15 protein-coding genes are annotated in these 17,221 nt (G+C 71.8%); 5 read left to right on the forward strand and 10 right to left on the reverse strand.

The window, feature by feature from the left end:
• Nucleotides 1-3: 3 nt before the first annotated feature.
• From rpsC to rpsJ, 8 genes are read right to left on the reverse strand one after another with little or no spacing between them, the layout of a single operon-like run.
• Nucleotides 4-831, reverse strand: coding sequence for a 30S ribosomal protein S3 (gene rpsC / locus AC4BDD_RS11580; protein ID WP_490690916.1), 828 nt, complete (start codon nucleotides 829-831; stop codon nucleotides 4-6).
• Entirely contained in the window at nucleotides 831-1,178 is a 348-nt protein-coding gene (gene rplV / locus AC4BDD_RS11585; protein WP_009997296.1) for a 50S ribosomal protein L22, read from the reverse strand. Before rplV ends, rpsC begins: the two co-directional genes overlap by 1 nt.
• A gap of 46 nt (nucleotides 1,179-1,224) precedes the next feature.
• On the reverse strand, nucleotides 1,225-1,506 hold the full coding sequence (rpsS, locus tag AC4BDD_RS11590) for a 30S ribosomal protein S19 (RefSeq protein WP_014178772.1): 282 nt from the start codon (nucleotides 1,504-1,506) through the stop codon (nucleotides 1,225-1,227).
• A gap of 12 nt (nucleotides 1,507-1,518) precedes the next feature.
• Nucleotides 1,519-2,355, reverse strand: coding sequence for a 50S ribosomal protein L2 (rplB, locus tag AC4BDD_RS11595; protein ID WP_431042773.1), 837 nt, complete (start codon nucleotides 2,353-2,355; stop codon nucleotides 1,519-1,521).
• Between the two features lie 40 nt (nucleotides 2,356-2,395).
• Nucleotides 2,396-2,719, reverse strand: coding sequence for a 50S ribosomal protein L23 (gene rplW / locus AC4BDD_RS11600; protein WP_490690917.1), 324 nt, complete (start codon nucleotides 2,717-2,719; stop codon nucleotides 2,396-2,398).
• Nucleotides 2,719-3,369, reverse strand: coding sequence for a 50S ribosomal protein L4 (gene rplD / locus AC4BDD_RS11605; protein ID WP_490690918.1), 651 nt, complete (start codon nucleotides 3,367-3,369; stop codon nucleotides 2,719-2,721). The genes rplW and rplD overlap by 1 nt, the downstream gene beginning before the upstream one ends.
• Nucleotides 3,370-3,377: 8 nt before the next feature.
• On the reverse strand, nucleotides 3,378-4,022 hold the full coding sequence (gene rplC, locus AC4BDD_RS11610; RefSeq protein WP_490690919.1) for a 50S ribosomal protein L3: 645 nt from the start codon (nucleotides 4,020-4,022) through the stop codon (nucleotides 3,378-3,380).
• Between the two features lie 13 nt (nucleotides 4,023-4,035).
• Nucleotides 4,036-4,344 (reverse strand): 30S ribosomal protein S10, encoded by a 309-nt coding sequence (gene rpsJ / locus AC4BDD_RS11615; protein ID WP_003948644.1) that lies wholly within the window; start codon nucleotides 4,342-4,344, stop codon nucleotides 4,036-4,038.
• Nucleotides 4,345-4,944: 600 nt separating this feature from the next.
• Between rpsJ and AC4BDD_RS11620 the strand changes: the two genes are divergently transcribed.
• The 5 genes from AC4BDD_RS11620 to AC4BDD_RS11640 all read left to right on the forward strand — a co-directional run bounded on the left by AC4BDD_RS11620 (nucleotide 4,945) and on the right by AC4BDD_RS11640 (nucleotide 14,510).
• Nucleotides 4,945-7,212 (forward strand): PIG-L family deacetylase, encoded by a 2,268-nt coding sequence (locus tag AC4BDD_RS11620; RefSeq protein WP_490690920.1) that lies wholly within the window; start codon nucleotides 4,945-4,947, stop codon nucleotides 7,210-7,212.
• A gap of 182 nt (nucleotides 7,213-7,394) precedes the next feature.
• Entirely contained in the window at nucleotides 7,395-8,885 is a 1,491-nt protein-coding gene (locus AC4BDD_RS11625) for an acyltransferase domain-containing protein (RefSeq protein WP_490690921.1), read from the forward strand.
• A 114-nt stretch (nucleotides 8,886-8,999) separates the two neighbouring features.
• Nucleotides 9,000-9,968 (forward strand): class I SAM-dependent methyltransferase, encoded by a 969-nt coding sequence (locus tag AC4BDD_RS11630; RefSeq protein WP_490690922.1) that lies wholly within the window; start codon nucleotides 9,000-9,002, stop codon nucleotides 9,966-9,968.
• Nucleotides 9,965-13,258 carry an ACP S-malonyltransferase gene (gene fabD, locus AC4BDD_RS11635; protein ID WP_490690923.1) on the forward strand — a complete coding sequence of 1,098 codons (3,294 nt, stop codon included), beginning with the start codon at nucleotides 9,965-9,967 and terminating at the stop codon, nucleotides 13,256-13,258. Before AC4BDD_RS11630 ends, fabD begins: the two co-directional genes overlap by 4 nt.
• Entirely contained in the window at nucleotides 13,251-14,510 is a 1,260-nt protein-coding gene (locus tag AC4BDD_RS11640) for a cytochrome P450 family protein (RefSeq protein WP_490690924.1), read from the forward strand. Before fabD ends, AC4BDD_RS11640 begins: the two co-directional genes overlap by 8 nt.
• Nucleotides 14,511-14,617: 107 nt before the next feature.
• Here the strand turns inward: AC4BDD_RS11640 and AC4BDD_RS11645 are convergent, their stop codons facing one another.
• Nucleotides 14,618-15,454 carry a phytanoyl-CoA dioxygenase family protein gene (locus tag AC4BDD_RS11645; RefSeq protein ID WP_490690925.1) on the reverse strand — a complete coding sequence of 279 codons (837 nt, stop codon included), beginning with the start codon at nucleotides 15,452-15,454 and terminating at the stop codon, nucleotides 14,618-14,620.
• A 44-nt stretch (nucleotides 15,455-15,498) separates the two neighbouring features.
• On the reverse strand, nucleotides 15,499-16,917 hold the full coding sequence (locus AC4BDD_RS11650; RefSeq protein ID WP_490690926.1) for an amidase: 1,419 nt from the start codon (nucleotides 16,915-16,917) through the stop codon (nucleotides 15,499-15,501).
• Nucleotides 16,918-17,221: the final 304 nt, after the last annotated feature.

Here is a 17,221-nt window from a genome sequence, read left to right on the forward strand (position 1 = left end):
CGGTCAGGCCTCCGTTCCGGTGCTCTCAGCCGGAGCAGCGGCAGCGGCCTCGGCCTTGGGGGCCTCGGCAGCGGCGCTCTGCTGCGGCTTGCGGCCGCGGCCGCCACGCTCGCCACCACGGCCACCGCGGGCCGGGCGGTCGCTGCCACCACGCGACGGGCGGTTGCCGGCGCGGGCGGCGGCGTTCTCGGCGCGGACCTCGGCGATGTTCTTGACGTCGCCCTTGTAGATCCAGACCTTCACGCCGATGCGGCCGAAGGTGGTCTTGGCCTCGAAGAAGCCGTAGTCGACGTTGGCGCGGAGCGTGTGCAGGGGCACGCGGCCCTCGCGGTAGAACTCCGAGCGGGACATCTCGGCGCCGCCGAGACGGCCACCGCACTGGATCTTGATGCCCTTGGCGCCGGCCTTCATCGAGCTCTGCATGCTCTTACGCATGGCCCGACGGAAGGAGACGCGGGAGGACAGCTGCTCGGCGACGGCCTGAGCGACCAGCTGGGCGTCGACCTCGGGGTTCTTGACCTCGAGGATGTTCAGCTGGACCTGCTTGCCGGTGAGCTTCTCCAGCTCGCCGCGGATGCGGTCGGCCTCCGCGCCGCGACGGCCGATGACGATGCCCGGCCGGGCGGTGTGGATGTCGACGCGGACGCGGTCACGGGTGCGCTCGATCTCCACCTTGGAGATGCCGGCCCGCTCCATGCCCTTCGTCATCATCCGACGGATGGCGACGTCTTCCTTGACGTAGTCCTTGTACAGCTTGTCGGCGTACCAGCGGGACTTGAAGTCCGTGGTGATGCCGAGCCGGAACCCGTGCGGGTTAACCTTCTGGCCCATTACCGGGTTCCTTCCTTGCTGCTGACGACCACGGTGATGTGGCTGGTCCGCTTGCGGATCCGGTAGGCACGGCCCTGGGCGCGCGGCCGGAACCGCTTCAGGGTCGGACCCTCGTCGACGTACGCCTCGCTGATGACCAGCGTGGAGGCGTCGGTGTGGTCGTAGTTGTGCGCGGCGTTGGCAATGGCGCTGTCCAGCACCTTGCCCACCGGCACGCTCGCGGCCTGCGGGGCGAAACGCAGGACCGCCTGAGCCTCCGTGGCATCCATGCCACGGATGAGGTCCACCACGCGGCGGGCCTTCATGGGCGTGACGCGGATGTACCGCGCCTGGGCCCTGGCTTCCATGGTTGTCCCTTCGGTGTCAGTCATTGGTCTTCGCTATTTCCGCAGATCAGCGACGACGCGACTTGCGGTCGTCCTTCTCGTGGCCGCGGAAGGTGCGGGTCGGCGCGAACTCGCCGAGCTTGTGGCCGACCATCGACTCGGTGACGAACACCGGGACGTGCTTGCGGCCGTCGTGCACCGCGATCGTGTGGCCGAGCATGGCCGGGACGATCATCGAGCGGCGGGACCAGGTCTTGATGACGTTCTTGGTGCCGGCTTCGTTCTGGACATCCACCTTCTTGATCAGGTGGTCGTCGACGAAGGGCCCCTTCTTGAGACTGCGCGGCATCTAAACCCGCTCCTAGCGCTTCTTGTTCGTCTTGCGGCGGCGGACGATGTACTTGTTGCTCGCCTTCTTGGGAGAACGAGTACGACCCTCCTTCTGACCCCACGGCGAGACCGGGTGGCGACCACCGGAGGTCTTGCCCTCACCACCACCGTGCGGGTGGTCGACCGGGTTCATGACCACACCACGCACGGTCGGGCGGACGCCCTTCCAGCGCATACGGCCGGCCTTGCCCCAGTTGATGTTCGACTGCTCGGCGTTGCCGACCTCGCCGACGGTGGCGCGGCAGCGGACGTCGACCAGGCGGATCTCACCGGACGGCATGCGCAGGTGGGCCATGGCGCCCTCCTTCGCCAGCAGCTGCACGGAGGCACCCGCGGAGCGGGCGAACTTCGCGCCGCCGCCGGGCCGCAGCTCGATGGCGTGGATGGTCGTACCGACCGGGATGTTGCGCAGCGCCAGGTTGTTGCCGGGCTTGATGTCGGCGCCGGGGCCGTTCTCAATCCGGTCACCCTGCGACAGGCCGCGGGGGGCGATGATGTAGCGCTTCTCGCCGTCCGCGTAGTGCAGCAGCGCGATGCGAGCGGTGCGGTTGGGGTCGTACTCGATGTGAGCGACCTTCGCCGGGACGCCGTCCTTGTCGTGACGACGGAAGTCGATGACGCGGTACGCACGCTTGTGACCGCCACCCTGGTGGCGAACAGTGATGCGACCGGCGTTGTTACGACCGCCCTTGCTGTGCAGCGGGCGGACCAGCGACTTCTCCGGCGTGGACCGCGTGATCTCGACGAAGTCGGCGACGCTGGAGCCACGACGGCCCGGAGTCGTCGGCTTGTACTTGCGGATACCCATTTCTCAGTCCTCGTCCGATATTCGGACGACTCGGACTCCGTTAGGAGACCGGGCCGCCGAAGATGTCGATACGGTTGCCCTCAGCAAGGGTCACGATGGCGCGCTTGGTGTTGGCGCGCTTGCCGAAACCGGTCTTGGTCCGCTTCCGCTTACCCTGCCGGTTGATCGTGTTGACCCCGGTGACCTTGACCGAGAAGACCGCCTCGACGGCCTGCTTGATCTGGGTCTTGTTCGCACGCGGGTCGACGATGAACGTGTACTTGTTCTCGTCCAGCAGCGCGTAGCTCTTCTCGGAGACGACCGGCTTGACGAGGATGTCGCGCGGGTCGGAGAAGGTCTTGCTGGTGATCGTGGCCTCAGACATCAGGCCTCGCTCCCTTCGGTCTGAGCGGCCTTGGGGCCAGACACGAAGGACTCGAAGGCGGCCTGGGTGAAGACCACGTCGTCGGAGACGAGCACGTCGTACGTGTTCAGCTGGCCCGGCTCCAGGATGTGCACCTGGGGCAGGTTGCGGGCGGACAGCCACGCGGCCTCGTCCGAGCGCTCGGCGACCAGGAGCAGGTTCTTGCGCTCGCTGATCTTGCCCAGCAGGGACTTCGCGGCCTTGGTGGAGATGTCGCCGTCCACCACGCCGGTCACCACGTGGATGCGGGAGTGGCGCGCCCGGTCGGAGAGGGCACCGCGCAGGGCGGCGGCCTTCATCTTCTTGGGGGTGCGCTGCGAGTAGTCACGCGGCACGGGACCGTGCACGACGCCACCACCGGCGAACTGCGGCGCGCGGGTCGAACCCTGGCGGGCGCGACCGGTGCCCTTCTGGCGGTACGGCTTCTTGCCACCGCCACGGACCTCGCCGCGGGTCTTGGTCTTGTGCGTGCCCTGACGGGCAGCGGCCAGCTGCGCGACGACGACCTGGTGGATCAGCGGAACGCTGACCTGCGCGTCGAAGATCTCCGCGGGGAGCTCGACGGTCCCGGCCTTGTCGCCTGCCGGCGAAAGGATGTCAATGGTGCTCATCGGTTACCTCAGGCCCCCTTGGCCGCGGTACGGACCAGGACGAGGCCGCCGTTCGGACCAGGAACCGCGCCCTTGATCAGGAGCAGGCCCTTCTCCGCGTCAACGGCGTGGACGGTCAGGTTCTGGGTGGTGACCCGCTCGTTGCCCATGCGGCCGGCCATGCGCAGGCCCTTGAACACGCGGCCCGGGGTGGCGCAGCCACCGATGGAGCCCGGCGAGCGGTGCTTGCGCTGGGTGCCGTGGCCGGCGCCGAGGCCGCGGAAGCCGTGGCGCTTCATGACACCGGCGGTGCCCTTGCCCTTGCTGGTGCCGGTCACGTCGACCTTGACACCGGACTCGAACACCTCGGCGGTGACCTCCTGGCCGAGCGTGTACTCGCTGGCGTCAGCGGTACGCAGCTCCACCAGGTGGCGGCGCGGGGTGACGTCGGCCTTCGCGAAGTGGCCCTTGAGGGGCTTGTTCACCTTGCGCGGGTCGATCTCGCCGAAGGCGATCTGGACGGCGCTGTAGCCGTCCGTGTCAGCGGTACGGACCTGGGTCACGACGCAGGGACCGGCCTTGACGACGGTGACCGGGACGACACGGTTGTTCTCGTCCCACACCTGCGTCATGCCGAGCTTCTCGCCCAGGACGCCCTTGATCTGCTTAGCCATCTCGCGCGTCACCTCAGAGCTTGATCTCGATGTCGACGCCGGCCGGCAGGTCGAGACGCATGAGCGAGTCGACGGTCTTCGGCGTGGGGTCGAGGATGTCGATGAGGCGCTTGTGCGTGCGCATCTCGAAGTGCTCGCGCGAGTCCTTGTACTTGTGCGGCGACTTGATGACGCAGTACACGTTCTTCTCAGTGGGCAGCGGCACCGGGCCCGCGACCGACGCACCAGTGCGGGTCACCGTCTCGACGATCTTCTTCGCCGAGGAGTCGATGACCTCGTGGTCGTAGGCCTTGAGCCGGATGCGGATCTTCTGTCCCGCCATGGCTACTTCGTAGTCCTGTCTCTCGTAACGCTCTGGGACCCGGTGCGTGTGCTCTCGCTGGCGAAAGCGCGTCTCTCCTCCGACCCACGCGGTCGGGCGTGTCGCGCCCCTTCCGGTAAATCTCCCAGGAGAGATTCCCTGCGTAAGGGGTTCGTGGGGGAAAGACACCCACCGGGCGCCTGGCTGGGGCCCCGCTGACACTTCCCGGAAGATTCCCGTACTTCCGCCCCTGACGAGGGACGACGAGTACTGCGGGACTCGCTTCCAGTCCTCCCGGCGGGAGGCGCGCAGCATCGGCACTCAACCGAGCAACCTGAACAGTGTGCCATACAGCCCAGAAGCAGCGCCAATCGCGGCCCAAGACCGTACCCCGAGCGGGGCGCTTGTCAAACCGGCCGGAGCCGCCGCCTCCGCCGGAGCCTCCCCGGCGCCGGTTCACGCCCTTTCGGAGGCCACTCCGCAGGCTTGATCATGGACTTGATCATTTTGTGATGAGGCAATATCACGCGATCAAGCAACCTGGGAAGATCGCGAACCGTCCTTTATCACATTGAAGCAGCCGGGGACTGCGTGCTGCACGACTGGGACGGGGTCACCGAGATGTCTGAGTTCTCGCAGGGGGATGCTCCCCTGCCTCCGGACGGTACCGCGCACGGCACCGCGGCACCGCGGCCCGCCGCCCCCCGCTTCCCCCACCCCGCGCTCACCCGCCGCCACACGCTGGCGGCGCTGGCCGCCGTCACCGCCGCCACCGCCGTCGCCGGCTGCGGCAGCGACGGGCGGCCCTCGGCCCGGCCCACCGCCCCGGTCCGCGCCGTGGACCCGCTGGCCGCCGAGCCCTTCACCCCGGTCACCGGCAAGGACGGCGCCGGAGTGCTGCTCCAGGTGATGGCGCACCCCGACGACGACCTCTACTTCATGAACCCGGACGCCGAGGACCTGCTGCGCGCCGGCGCCAGCGTGGTCTGCGTCTACGTCACCGCCGGCGAGGCCAGGGGGATCAACCGGGCCCCGGGCGCGCCGCTGCCCGAGCCGGACAAGGCCGCCTACTCCGCCTCCCGCCACCAGGGGCTGCGCCAGGCGTACGCGCAGATGCTCGGCGTGCACCGGTTCACCCGCTGGCGGCGGTCGGTGATCGATCTGCCCGGTGGCGTACGGGCCGAGTCCAACGAGCTGACCGCGGGCCACCGGCGGGTGCAGCTGGTCTTCCTCAACGTCGCGATGCTCTCCGGCAACGGCGTCCGCCTGCCGCACCTGTGGGACGTCCCGGACGTGGTGGCGAACACGCTGGTCGCCAAGGGCTCCCCGCTCAAGGAGGTCTTCGGCTACCGGCACGAGACCCTGGTGGACGTACTCGCCGGGATCATGGACCGGGTCCGGCCGACCATGATCCACACCCTGGACCCGGACCCGGACTTCCAGGTCCACGACGCCGCCCACCCGCAGGACAACGACCAGCCGGGCTGCTCCGACCACCGGGACCACACCCCGGTCGCGCTCTTCACCTGGAAGGCGATGTCCCAGTGGGTCGCCGACGCCTCCCGGCGGGACGGCCGCGCCCCGCGGTTCGTCACCACCGCCTTCCGGGGCTACTACAACCAGCGCTGGCCGCACAACCTCCCGCCGCAGATGCTCGCCCGCAAGGCCGGGCCGCTGGTCGCCTACGGCGGCGCGCCGGACTGGCATTGCGGGGACGCCGCGGGCTGCGGCGACTACAGCCAGGGCGGCGACCGGCCGCTGCTCAACCGCAAGGGGTGGATCCGCTCCACCCACTACCGCTACCCGGGCACCGTGCCGGTCTCCGGCACCGACCGCTCCGGGCGCGTGGAGGCGTACGGGGTGCTGGGCACCCAGGCCGTGCGCTGGCGGGAGACCCGGGCCGGCAGCGGCCGCTGGGGGGAGCCGGAGAACCTCGGCGGCGGCCCGCTGGTGCCCGCCCTGGCCACCGTGGTGGACCACGCCGGGCGGCGGCTCCTCTTCGGCCTGCGGATCTCCGCGCTGGAGGGGCAGGGGCGGGCCAACACCCGCGAGATCGTCGTCCTGGAGGAGCGGGCCCCGGACAGCTCGCGGCGGTCCGGGCGCGGCGCCTTCCGGCCCTGGCAGAGCCTGGGCAATCCGGAGGCGCTGCCCGACCACGGCCGGCGCGTCGGGGTGCCGGTCGCGATCGCCACCGGGGACGGCCGGGTCCACCTCTTCGTGCGCACCGCGGACAAGGCGCTCGCCACCCGGGTCCGGGACGCCCGCGGTGTGTGGGGCCCCTGGCAGCGGCTGGGCGGCGGGGAGATCCAGGACGGCCTGACCTGCGTGCTCGACGCTCAGGGCCGGGTGCACGTCTTCGCGGCGGGCCGCGCGACGGTGCAGCACTGGGCGCAGGACCAGGTGGGCGGCCCGGTGGCCTGCCGGCCGCTGCCGGGGCTGCCGCTGCCCGGTGAGCGGCCCGCGGCCGCGCTGGACGAGGACGGGCGGCTGGCGCTCGTCTACCGCACCCCGGCCGCGGCACAGCCCGAGGTCCACCGGATCGACACGGCACCGGCCGGTCCCGCCGATCCCGCCAACGGGGCGGCCGGCCGGGTCGCCGGCTCGTCGGCGCTGCGCCACTTCGGCGGGTACGCGCCGCTCACCGCGCACGCCCAGCAGGCGCGCGGCGGCCGGGACCGGATCGTGCTGCTGGGCCGGTCCGACACCGGGTCGGCGCAGCTGCAGACCGGGGTCTCCGCCGACGCCGTGCCGGAGCGTGCCCCGGGGCGGCCGGTGCTGGTGGGCACCGCCTCGCTGCTGGTCGACGCCGGGCACCGGCTGTGCGTGGTCGGCATGGCGCCCGACGCGCAGCCGTGGCTGTGGCGCCCGGACGGACCGATCCGCGCCTGAGCCCCAGGGGTTTCGCCTCTTACCAGGGGTGGTCGGCTCCTAGGGGGTGGCCGAGGGGTCGGCACGGGTTCTGTGCCGGGCCGATGGTCCCTAGCGTGGCGCGGGCGGTCCCAGGCCGCCCGCGCCTGCGCCGGGCCCGCGATCCCACGGAAGTGGGCGTTCCCCACGAAAGGTGTCCACAGGTGACCGAGCCGCTCGCCCCCTCCCCCGCGCCCTCCGCCACCCCGTCCGCCGCACCCTCCGCCGTGGCGGGTCCGCCGGAAGGCCCGGCCCGGCTGCTGCCGCTGTCCGCGCCGTCCGCCGAGGAGCTGACCGCCCGCTTGCGGGCGTACCGGGACCATGCCCGCTCGGCGGGTGCGGACGCAGGCCACCTCGCCGACCTGGCGTACACCGCGAGCGTCGCGACACGGCACCATCCGCACCGGGCCGCGGTCGTCGCCCGGTCCTACCCGGAGCTCGCCGAGCGGCTCGAGGAGGTGCTCGACGATCCGGCGGGCCCGGCGGGAGCGGGCGCTCCGCCGCCGGACGAGCGCAAGATCGTCTTCGTCTTCGCGGGCCAGGGCCACCAGTGGTTCGGGATGGGCCGCGAGCTGCTGCGCACCGAGCCGGCCTTCGCGGACGCGGTCCGGCGGTGCGACGCCGTGGTGCGGCGGCATGTGGACTTCTCGGTGGAGGAGCAGCTGGGGCTGGACGAGGCCGATTCCCGGCTGCACGAGATCGATGTGCTGCAGCCGGTGCTCTTCACCATGCAGGTGGCGCTCGCCGAGCTGTGGCGCGCCTGGGGCGTCGAGCCGGACGCGGTGGTGGGGCACAGCATGGGCGAGATCGCCGCCTCCCATGTGGCGGGCGCGCTCTCCCTCGAGGACGCGGCGATGATCGCCTGCCGGCGCAGCGCGCTGCTGCGCCGGATCAGCGGCAAGGGCGCGCTGGCGGTGGCCGAGCTGTCGCCCGGCGAGGCGTCGGCGCTGGCCGACGGAACCGGCGGGCGGGTCAGTGTGGCGGGCTACAACAGCCCGCGGCTGTGCGTGCTGGCCGGGGACGCGGACTCGCTGGAGGAGATCACCCGGCACCTGGACGAGCAGGACGTCTACTGCAAGCTGGTGCGCGGCACGGTCGCCTCGCACAGTCACTACGTGGACGAGCTGCGTGCGGACCTGGACGCGGCGCTGCGCGAGCTGCGGCCGCGCCGCGCGGTGCTGCCGATGTACTCCACGGTGACGCTGGAGCGCATCTCGGGCCCCGAGCTGACGTCCGCGTACTGGATGCGGAACCTGCGGGAGCCGGTGCGGTTCGCCGAGGCGGTCGGGTTGCTGCGCATCGGCGGGCACGGCGTGTTCCTGGAGATCAGCGGGCATCCGGTGCTGGCCGGGTCGGTGCAGCAGTGCCTGGAGCACGCGGGGCTTAGCGGCCGCGCGCTGCTCTCCAGCCGCCGGCAGGCCGAGCGCTCGGCGATGCTCACCTCGCTGGGCGCGCTGTACGCGCTGGGCCGCGACCCCCGGTGGGCGCAGGTGCACGCGGCCGGTGGCCGCCGGGTGGCGCTGCCGGGCGGGCACGGCCTCGCTGAGCCGGCCGGCCGGCCCGCGCTGACGCCCTATCAAAGGGCCCTGGCCGCCGCTGTGCTGGGCCGCGCGAGCCGCCCCGGACCGGCGGTCTCACCGGTCACCGTCGGCTGATCACCAGCACATAGGGGGCGGTTCCTTTAGGGGTGTCTCGCGCCCCGGAGGCCGCCATAACCTGCGAGCGGCGGCGCACTGCCGATCCCCCGAAGAGCTGCGCGAGAGGAAGAGATGGCCACCCCAAAGGTCTTCACGGAGTTCGCCGAGGGACTCCGAGCGATCAATGCAAACGCCAACGGGAGCGGCCCGGGCCGTGCGCTCAGCGAGCGGTTCAAGGGCGCCACTTCGGCGGTGTACGACAGCGCCGCCTCGTCCTCGACCAAGGGCGACATCTGGAACTGGGGCATGCACGACGCCGCCCTGCTCAAGGAGATCCGGACCCTGATCCCGGGCTTCGGCGACTACGACACCGACGGGTTCTCCGAGCAGCTGTACTTCCTGGCCCTGCGCGACCTGCCCGTCTCCCTGGACGAGCTGGCGGGCGCCTCGGTGCTGGAGGTCGGCTGCGGCCTGGGCGAGGGCCTGAACTTCCTGTGCCGGATCATCGAGCCGAAGCAGGCCACCGGCCTGGACCTGTCACCGCAGGCCGTCACCCGGGCCACCACCCGGCTCTCGCGCGGCGAGGCGCTGCGCTTCGTCGAGGGCGACGCGGAGAACCTGCCGTTCGAGGACGACTCCCTCGACCTGGTGATCAACATCGAGAGCTCGCACACCTACCCGGACTTCCCGAAGTTCCTGAGCGAGGTGGCCCGGGTGCTCAAGCCCGGCGGCCACTTCTCGCACATCGACACCTTCACCAAGCCGCGCTATGAGCTGATGACGCGCCTGAAGGAGGAGTCGACGGAGCTGGAGTGGATCCACGAGCGGGACGTCTCGCCCGAGGTGCGGGCCTCCATCCGGCGCCGGATGGCCCCGGGCAGCCACTTCCGCAAGACCTTCGAGGCCAAGCGGATGCCGCTGCTCACCCGGGTGCTCGGCGAGCAGGCCCGGCGGGCGGTGTTCGGCGCGAAGTTCGCCGGCTACCAGGACACCGCGCTGACGAAGGCCCTGAAGAAGGCCGGCATCGTCCCCGCGCTGACCGCGCTGCCGGACAGCTACCGCCACCACATAGCGCGGAAGGTCCAGGGGCCGGGCGCATGACCCTGCGCAATGTCTTCATGTTCGCCGGCCAGGGGTCCCAGTACCACCACATGGGCAGCTGGCTGTACGAGAACGACGAGGTCTACCGCGCCACCCTGCTCGACCTGGACCAGGTCGTCCGCTCCACGCGCGGGGACTCCGTGCTGGAGCGGATCTACGGCGCCGACCGGCGGCTGGACGAGCCCTTCGACGGCTTCCGGGACAGCCAGCCGGGGATCTTCATGGTCGAGTACGCGCTGGCCCGGTCCCTCATCGCCCAGGGCATCCGGCCGGACGCCGTCCTGGGGGCCAGCCTCGGCGAGGTCGCGGCCTGCGCGGTGGCCGAGGCCCTGGACCCGCACGAGGCGCTGACGCTGCTGCTGCGCCAGGTAGAGGTCTTCACGGAGCGCTGCCCGCGTGGCGGCATGCTGGCGGTGCTGGCCGAGCCGGAGTTCTTCGAGCGCGAGAGCGCCCTGCACGGGCGCTGCCAGCTGGCCGCGGTGAACTCCCCGAACAACTTCGTGGTGGCCGGCACCGAGCACGACCTGGACCGGGCCGAGGAGTTCCTGACGGGCAAGGGTGTGCTCTTCCAGCGGCTGCCGGTGCCGTTCGCCTTCCACTCCTCCTACATCGAGGCGGTCCGGGAGGACTTCCTGGCGCTGATCGGGAAGCTCACCCTGCGCCGCCCGCGGGTGCCGCTGCTGTCGGCGACCACCGGCGGCGAGGTGCCGGAGCTGTCCGCGGAGCACATCTGGCAGGTGATGCGGCGGCCCTTCGACGTCCGGCCGCTGGTGGACCGGCTGCTGGCCGAGGACCGCCACCTGTGCCTGGATCTGGGTCCGTCCGGCTCCATGGCGAATCTGATCACCCCCCGGCTGCCGGCCGGTGCGGCGTCCAGGGCGCTGCCGCTGATGTCGCCGTTCTCCCGGGACGGCGCGCTGGTGGAGAAGGTCCTGGCGTACCGCCGTCCCGCCGAGCAGCCGCAACCGACCCCGGAGTCCGCGCAGATGACTGCCGCACCCGTGCTCGTCCATGTCTTTCCCGGCCAGGGGTCGCAGGTCAAGGGCATGGGCAAGGAGCTGTTCGACCGCTTCCCGGAGCTGACCGCCCGGGCCGATGAGATCCTCGGCTACTCGATCCGCACGCTGTGCGTGGAGGATCCGGACCGCAAACTGAAGCAGACCGAGTTCACCCAGCCCGCGCTGTACGTGGTCAGTGCGCTGACGCATCTGGCCGCGCTCCAGGAGGGCGGCCGGCTGCCGGACTACGTGCTCGGGCACAGCCTGGGCGAGTACGTCGCGCTCTTCGCGGCCGGGGTGTACGACTTCGAGACCGGGCTGCGGCTGGTGCGCAGGCGCGGCGAGCTGATGAGCCGGGCGGACGGCGGCACCATGGCGGCCGTCGCGGGCGACACCGACCTGGTCCGCAAGGTGCTGGCGCAGGCGGGGCTGGACGCCATCGACATCGCCAACCTCAACTCGCCCTCCCAGACGGTGATCGCCGGGCCCAAGGAGGCGGTGGACCGGGCGCTGCCGCTGTTCACCGAGGCCGGGGCGCGCTGTGTGCCGCTCAATGTGAGCGCCCCCTTCCACAGCCGCTACATGGCCGGCGCCGCCGAGGAGTTCGGCGGTTTCCTGGACGGCTTCGTCTTCGCGGCTCCCAAGATCCCGGTCATCGCCAATGTCGACGCCCGGCCGTACGGCGGGGCGGATGACGTCAGGACGAAGCTGCGGCGGCAGATCGACTCCACCGTGCACTGGACCGACAGCGTGCGCTTCCTGATGGGCCAAGGCCCCCTCCAGGTCCGTGAGCTGGGTCCGGGGACGGTGCTGACCAAGCTGGTCGCCAAGATCCAGGCGGAGGCGGTCCCGCTGCCCGCCGAGCCGTCCCCTGCCACCCCCGCCACCCCGGTCGCGGCGGCCGCCGCGCCGGTGGCGGTCCCGGCGCCCGAGGTGCCCGTGGCGACCGTGGTGCCCGAGGCGCCCGCGCTGACCGGGCGGACGCTGGGGTCCGCGGAGTTCCGCGCCGCGTACGGCGTCGATTACGCGTACGTCGCGGGCGGCATGCACCACGGGGTCACCTCGGTGGAGTTCGTGGCCCGGATGGCGGGCGCCGGTTTCCTGTCCTTCCTGGGCACCAGCGGGCTGACCGGCGGGCAGCTGCGGGACGCGCTGGAGGCGCTGCGCGGCCGGCTGGGCCAGGCCGCCCCGTGGGGGGTGAACCTCACCTACAGCCCGTTCGGGGCGCGCGCGGAGAACGACGTGGTGGACGCCGCGCTGGCCGCCGGGGTGCGCTTCCTGGAGGTCTCCACCTATGTGCAGATCACCCCGGCGCTGGTGCGCTACCGGCTGCGCGGCGCGCGGGTGAGCGACGGGCGGGCGCAGGCCCCGCGGCGGCTGCTGGCGAAGGTGACCCGGCCGGATGTGGCGCGGCTGTTCTTCGAGCCGCCGCCGGCCCGGATCGTGGAGCGGCTGCTGGCGGACGGCGCGATCACCGCCGAGGAGGCGGCGGCCGCGGCGCTGCTGCCGATGGCCGACGACGTGTGCGCGGTCGGCGACGCGGGCGGCTACACCGACATGGGCGTGCTGCCCTCGCTGCTGCCGTCGGTGCGGCGGCTGCGCGACGAGGTGGCCCGGTCCTTCCCCCGGCTGGCCCCGGTACGGCTGGGCGCGGGCGGCGGCATCGGCGCACCGGAGGCGGCGGCCGCGGCCTTCGTGCTGGGCGCCGACTTCGTGCTGATCGGCTCGGCCCATGTGTGCACGGTCGAGAGCGGCATGAGCGACCGGGTCAAGGACATGCTCCAGGACCTGGACGTGCACGACACCACCTACGCGCCCTTCGGCGACCTGTTCGAACTGGGCGGCCGGACCCGGGTGTTGAAGAAGGGCGTGCTCTTCCACGCCCGCGCCAACAAGCTCTACGACCTGTGGCGCACGCACGACGACTGGCAGCGTATCGACGCCAAGGTCCGTGCCCACATCGAGGAGCGCTACTTCCAGGCCGCGTTCGACGACGTCCTTGCAGAGCTGCGCCGCGACGCCGCGCCGGGCGAGCCGGAGCCGGACCCCAAGCGCCGGATGGCGCTGGTCTTCCGGTGGTACTGCGACCGCTCGCTGCGCCTGGCCGTGGCGGGCGAGGCGGGCCGTGAGATGGACTTCCAGGTGGCGTGCGGCCCGGCCCTGGGGGCGAGCAACCAGTGGCTGCGGGAGGCGGGCCTGGGGGCGTGGCGGAGCCGGCACGCCGACGACATCGGCCGCCGGATCATGAATGAGGCGAGCGCCATCGTGGCGGGGAGGCGGAGCAGTGGCTGACACAGCGGAGACCACCGGGCGGGCGAAGGGTCCGGGCACCGACGCGACGGGGGAGTTCAGCGAGTACAACCTGTCGGATCTGGCGTTCATCACCGATCCGGCCGCGGGCGAGCGGTGGATGACCGCGCCGCGCCCGATCTGCCGGGGCCGGACCTTCGACGGATCCCCGACCTGGATCGTCACCCGGTACGAGGCGGCGAAGACGGTCCTGACGGACCAGCGCTTCACCAGCCGTCCCCCGGGCGACTCGCACGCCGAAGGGCTGCGCGCCCGGGGCATGCCCGAGGACCTGGTGTCGCTGTTCGACTCGACCCTGCTGTCCATGGACCGGGCCGACCACAACCGGGTGCGCCCGCTGGTGACGCTGGCCTTCTCCGCCCGCCAGGTGCGCACCATGCGGCCGGTCATCCAGGGCATGGTCGACGAGTTGCTGGACGCCCTGGACCCGGACGCCGAGACCGACCTGATCGCGCGGCTGGCGGATCCGCTGCCGCTGCGGGTGGTCTCCGAGCTGATCGGGGTGGACGAGGAGCACCGCGCGCAGTGGCTCCAGTGGGCCCACACCTTCAACGGCCCGGTGATGCCGCCGGTGGACGTGCTGGTGCCCGCGTTGCGCGGCATGGTCGGCGTGATCCGGGACCTGATCGCCGAGCGCCGTACGAACCCCGGGGACGATCTGCTCTCCGAGCTGATCCGGGCGCATGACGAGGACGGCGAGCGGCTCACCGACGACGAGCTGACCTCGATGGCCATCCTGATCATCCAGGCCGGCCACGACTCGGCGCGCCAGATGATCGCGCTGAGCATCTTCACCCTGCTGGGCCGCCCCGATCAGCTGGAGCTGATCCGGTCGGGGAAGACCACCTGGTCGACCGGGCTCGCCGAGGTGATGCGGCACGCCGCTCCGGTCAAGCACGCCTTCCGGCGGTTCGCCACCGAGCCGGTGGAGGTGGACGGGGTGACCGTCCAGCCGGGCGAGGGGGTGCTGGTGGTGCTGGCCGCGGCCAACCGGGACGCCGGGGAGTTCCCCGACCCCGAAGTGCTGGACGTGACGCGCAGCCCCAACCCGCATCTGGGGTTCAGCCGCGGGCCGCACTTCTGCCCGGGGTCCTCACTGGCGATGACCGAGATCGAGATCGCGCTGCGGAGTCTGTTCGACCGCTTCCCCGCGATCCGGCTCGCGGTTCCCGCCGAGGAGATCGCGCCGCGGTTCCTGGTGGGCATCCAGAAGATGCCGGTGCTGCTGGGCTGAGCGCCGCGCATCGCGCCTCGCGTACAACGACGATGGCCGCACCCCTGACAAGGGGGTGCGGCCATCGTCGCGTGTGTTCCGGGCCGGCTCGGGCCGGCTCCGGCCGGTTACGCGGGGTCGGCGTGGAGGAGGGCGTGCGGGTCGCTCGACTCGTACCAGCCGAGGAAGGGCGGGCAGGTGTCGTAGCCCAGGAGCCGCTGGAGCTCCTCGGGGTACTCGCGGACGATCTCCTTGGGCACGGCCAGGTACTGGTTCTCCTCCTGCCGGAGGTTGCCGCGGACCATGGACAGGGTCAGGCCGGTGCGCGGGGCGTCGGAGACGTTGGTGCCGCCGGCGTGGTAGAGGCCGCCGAGCCAGATCAGGCAGGAGCCGGCGGCCATCTCGGTGGCGATGGTCTCCTCTTTCTTCGGTCCGCGTTCGTCGTCCCAGCGGTGGCTGCCGGGGATGACCAGCGTGCCGCCGTTGTCCGCGGTGAAGTCGCTCATGCCCAGCATCATCTGGACCCGGCTGGTGGGGGCGGGGTAGGGCATCAGGTGCGAGGTGTCGTCGCGGTGCAGGGCCTGGGAGCCCTCGCCCGGCCAGATCTGGATCACCTGGGTGGCGCTGATCTGGATGTTCGGGGCGATCTCGGTGCGCTGCCCGCCGAACCAGATCGGCACCGGCTGCTGGATGAGGCGGCGGGCGGCGCCGAGGTAGAGGGGGTTGAGGGCCAGCTTCTCCATGTGGCGGGAGCGGGCGAAGAGCGAGGACATCCGCTTGGTCTTGTGACCGGTGAAGTCGTTGTCCCCGTAGCCGTTCTGCTCCAGGGCGGGACCGAGGTCCTCCCACAGTCCCTTGAGGGTCTCCTGGTCGATCAGGTCCTCGATGATCAGACCGCCGTCGCGGTCGAGCACCTCGCAGACCTCGTCGAGGGAAGCGGTGGGGCCGAGTCGGGTGAGTGCCATGGGAACCTCGGGATCGTCGATGAGGGCGCGTCGATGGGTCGGGGTCAGGAGCGGGGGTCGAGGGGGGTGAGAGTGCCCAGCGCGTCCTCGATCGCCTCGGCCGCGGCCAGGCACAGGTCCTCGCGGTAGACCTGGCCGATGAGCTGCACGCCCTGCGGCATGGAGCCGGTGACGCCGGTGGGCACGGCCACCGCGGGCAGTCCCAGGAAGGTGGAGACCGAGCACAGCCGCTGCGCGGTCCACACCCGGTCCAGCTCCTCGGGTCCGCGCGCCTCCAGGCCCGGTTCCGGCGCCGGCTCGGTGAACACCGGGCCGAGCAGCAGCGGGTAGCGCTCCTGGAACTGCGTCCAGGCGCGCTGCACGCCCAGGCGGACCCCCATGAGCCCCACGTATCCGGCGAGGTCGACCGGAGGCGTCCGCTCCATCGACATCTCCAGGAAGCGCCGGCCGTCCTCGGGCATCAGGGTGCTGACCACCGCGTAGCTGAGGCTGTAGTCCGTCATCACCAGCCGCGAGTAGGCCTCGACGGCCTCCGCGAGCCGGGGGACCTCGACCTCCTCGACCTCGTAGCCGGCCTTGGCCAGCGCGTCGGCGGCGCGCTCCACGGCCGCGCGCACCTCGGGGTGGACGCCCAGGCCGCCGGGGTCGGCGGCGACGGCGACCCGCAGCGGACCGGCCGGCGGGGTGCCGTAGGCCGGGACCGGGACGGCGCGCGGGTCGCGCGGGTCGGCTCCGGCCAGCACCTCGTGCACGGCGCGCAGGTCGGCGACGGTACGGGCCAGGGGTCCGTCGACGGGGAAGAGCATCGAGGAGGTCTGCGGCTCGCGGCCGGCCAGCCGGTTGTCCGAGGCGTACCGGCCGTAGCTGGGGCGCAGTCCGGCGACACCGCAGAAGGTGGCCGGGATGCGGTTGGAGCCCTCCCAGTCGTTGGCCAGGCCCAGCGGCGCCATGCCGGCGGCGACCGCGACGGCGTCGCCGCCGCTGGTGCCGCCCGGAGTCCGGGTGGGGTCCCAGGGGTTGACGGTGTCGCCGTGCAGCTCGCTGCGGGTGTGCATGCCGCGCATGCCCATGTCGGGCATGTTGGTGCGGCCGATGGGGATCGCGCCGGCCGCGCACAGCCGGTCCACCGGCGGGGAGTCGGCGGGGGCGATCAGCTGGCGGAAGGCCGGCACGCCCTGGGTGGTGGGCTCACCGGCGACGTGGATGTTGTCCTTGACGGTGAACGGGACTCCGGCGAGCGGGCCGAGCGGCTCGCCGGCGGCCCGGCGCCGGTCGGTCTCGGCCGCGGCCTGGCGCGCGCGGTCGGCGAGGACGCCGGTGACCGCGTTCAGCGCGGGGTTGACGGCGGCGATCCGGGCCAGATGGCTTTCGACCGCCTCGGCGGCGCTGACCTCACCGGCGGCGATCCGTGCCGCCAGCGTGGTAGCGCTCGCCTGCCAGATGTCCGACTCCGTCTTACGCATGTCGCCCATGTCGCCCATGTCGTCGCTGGGGCCGGCCGGGCCTTCGAGTGGCCGGGCGCGCCCCTTTCCCCTCTCGTGCGTGTCTTTTTCGCAGGCCCTGTTCAAGGGTGGCGGCCGACGGCCTTCAGGTCTCCCTGATTTCGCCGCGGAGTCTACGCCTGGGACACCGCACGTCGACACCCCAGGAGACCCCTATCCGGCATAGCCGTAGGGGTTAGCGGACGCCATGATTCCGCTGGTGATTCTTCCCATTTTGTTGAGGGGTTGGCAGATGGAGCGAGCAAACGTAGCGTCCAAGCGGAGC

It is taken from the genome of Streptomyces sp. JLBT605, from assembly GCF_058215555.1.

Bases quoted from the DNA above. Each gene is read 5' to 3' on its own strand.
- rpsS (WP_014178772.1), bottom strand. From the start codon at position 1,506: ATGCCGCGCAGTCTCAAGAAGGGGCCCTTCGTCGACGACCACCTGATC.
- rpsJ (WP_003948644.1), bottom strand. From the start codon at position 4,344: ATGGCGGGACAGAAGATCCGCATCCGGCTCAAGGCCTACGACCACGAG.
- rplC (WP_490690919.1), bottom strand. From the start codon at position 4,022: ATGGCTAAGCAGATCAAGGGCGTCCTGGGCGAGAAGCTCGGCATGACG.
- AC4BDD_RS11630 (WP_490690922.1), top strand. From the start codon at position 9,000: ATGGCCACCCCAAAGGTCTTCACGGAGTTCGCCGAGGGACTCCGAGCG.
- rplW (WP_490690917.1), bottom strand. From the start codon at position 2,719: ATGTCTGAGGCCACGATCACCAGCAAGACCTTCTCCGACCCGCGCGAC.
- rplD (WP_490690918.1), bottom strand. From the start codon at position 3,369: ATGAGCACCATTGACATCCTTTCGCCGGCAGGCGACAAGGCCGGGACC.
- AC4BDD_RS11650 (WP_490690926.1), bottom strand. From the start codon at position 16,917: ATGCGTAAGACGGAGTCGGACATCTGGCAGGCGAGCGCTACCACGCTG.
- AC4BDD_RS11645 (WP_490690925.1), bottom strand. From the start codon at position 15,454: ATGGCACTCACCCGACTCGGCCCCACCGCTTCCCTCGACGAGGTCTGC.
- AC4BDD_RS11620 (WP_490690920.1), top strand. From the start codon at position 4,945: ATGTCTGAGTTCTCGCAGGGGGATGCTCCCCTGCCTCCGGACGGTACC.
- rplV (WP_009997296.1), bottom strand. From the start codon at position 1,178: ATGGAAGCCAGGGCCCAGGCGCGGTACATCCGCGTCACGCCCATGAAG.
- fabD (WP_490690923.1), top strand. From the start codon at position 9,965: ATGACCCTGCGCAATGTCTTCATGTTCGCCGGCCAGGGGTCCCAGTAC.
- rplB (WP_431042773.1), bottom strand. From the start codon at position 2,355: ATGGGTATCCGCAAGTACAAGCCGACGACTCCGGGCCGTCGTGGCTCC.
- rpsC (WP_490690916.1), bottom strand. From the start codon at position 831: ATGGGCCAGAAGGTTAACCCGCACGGGTTCCGGCTCGGCATCACCACG.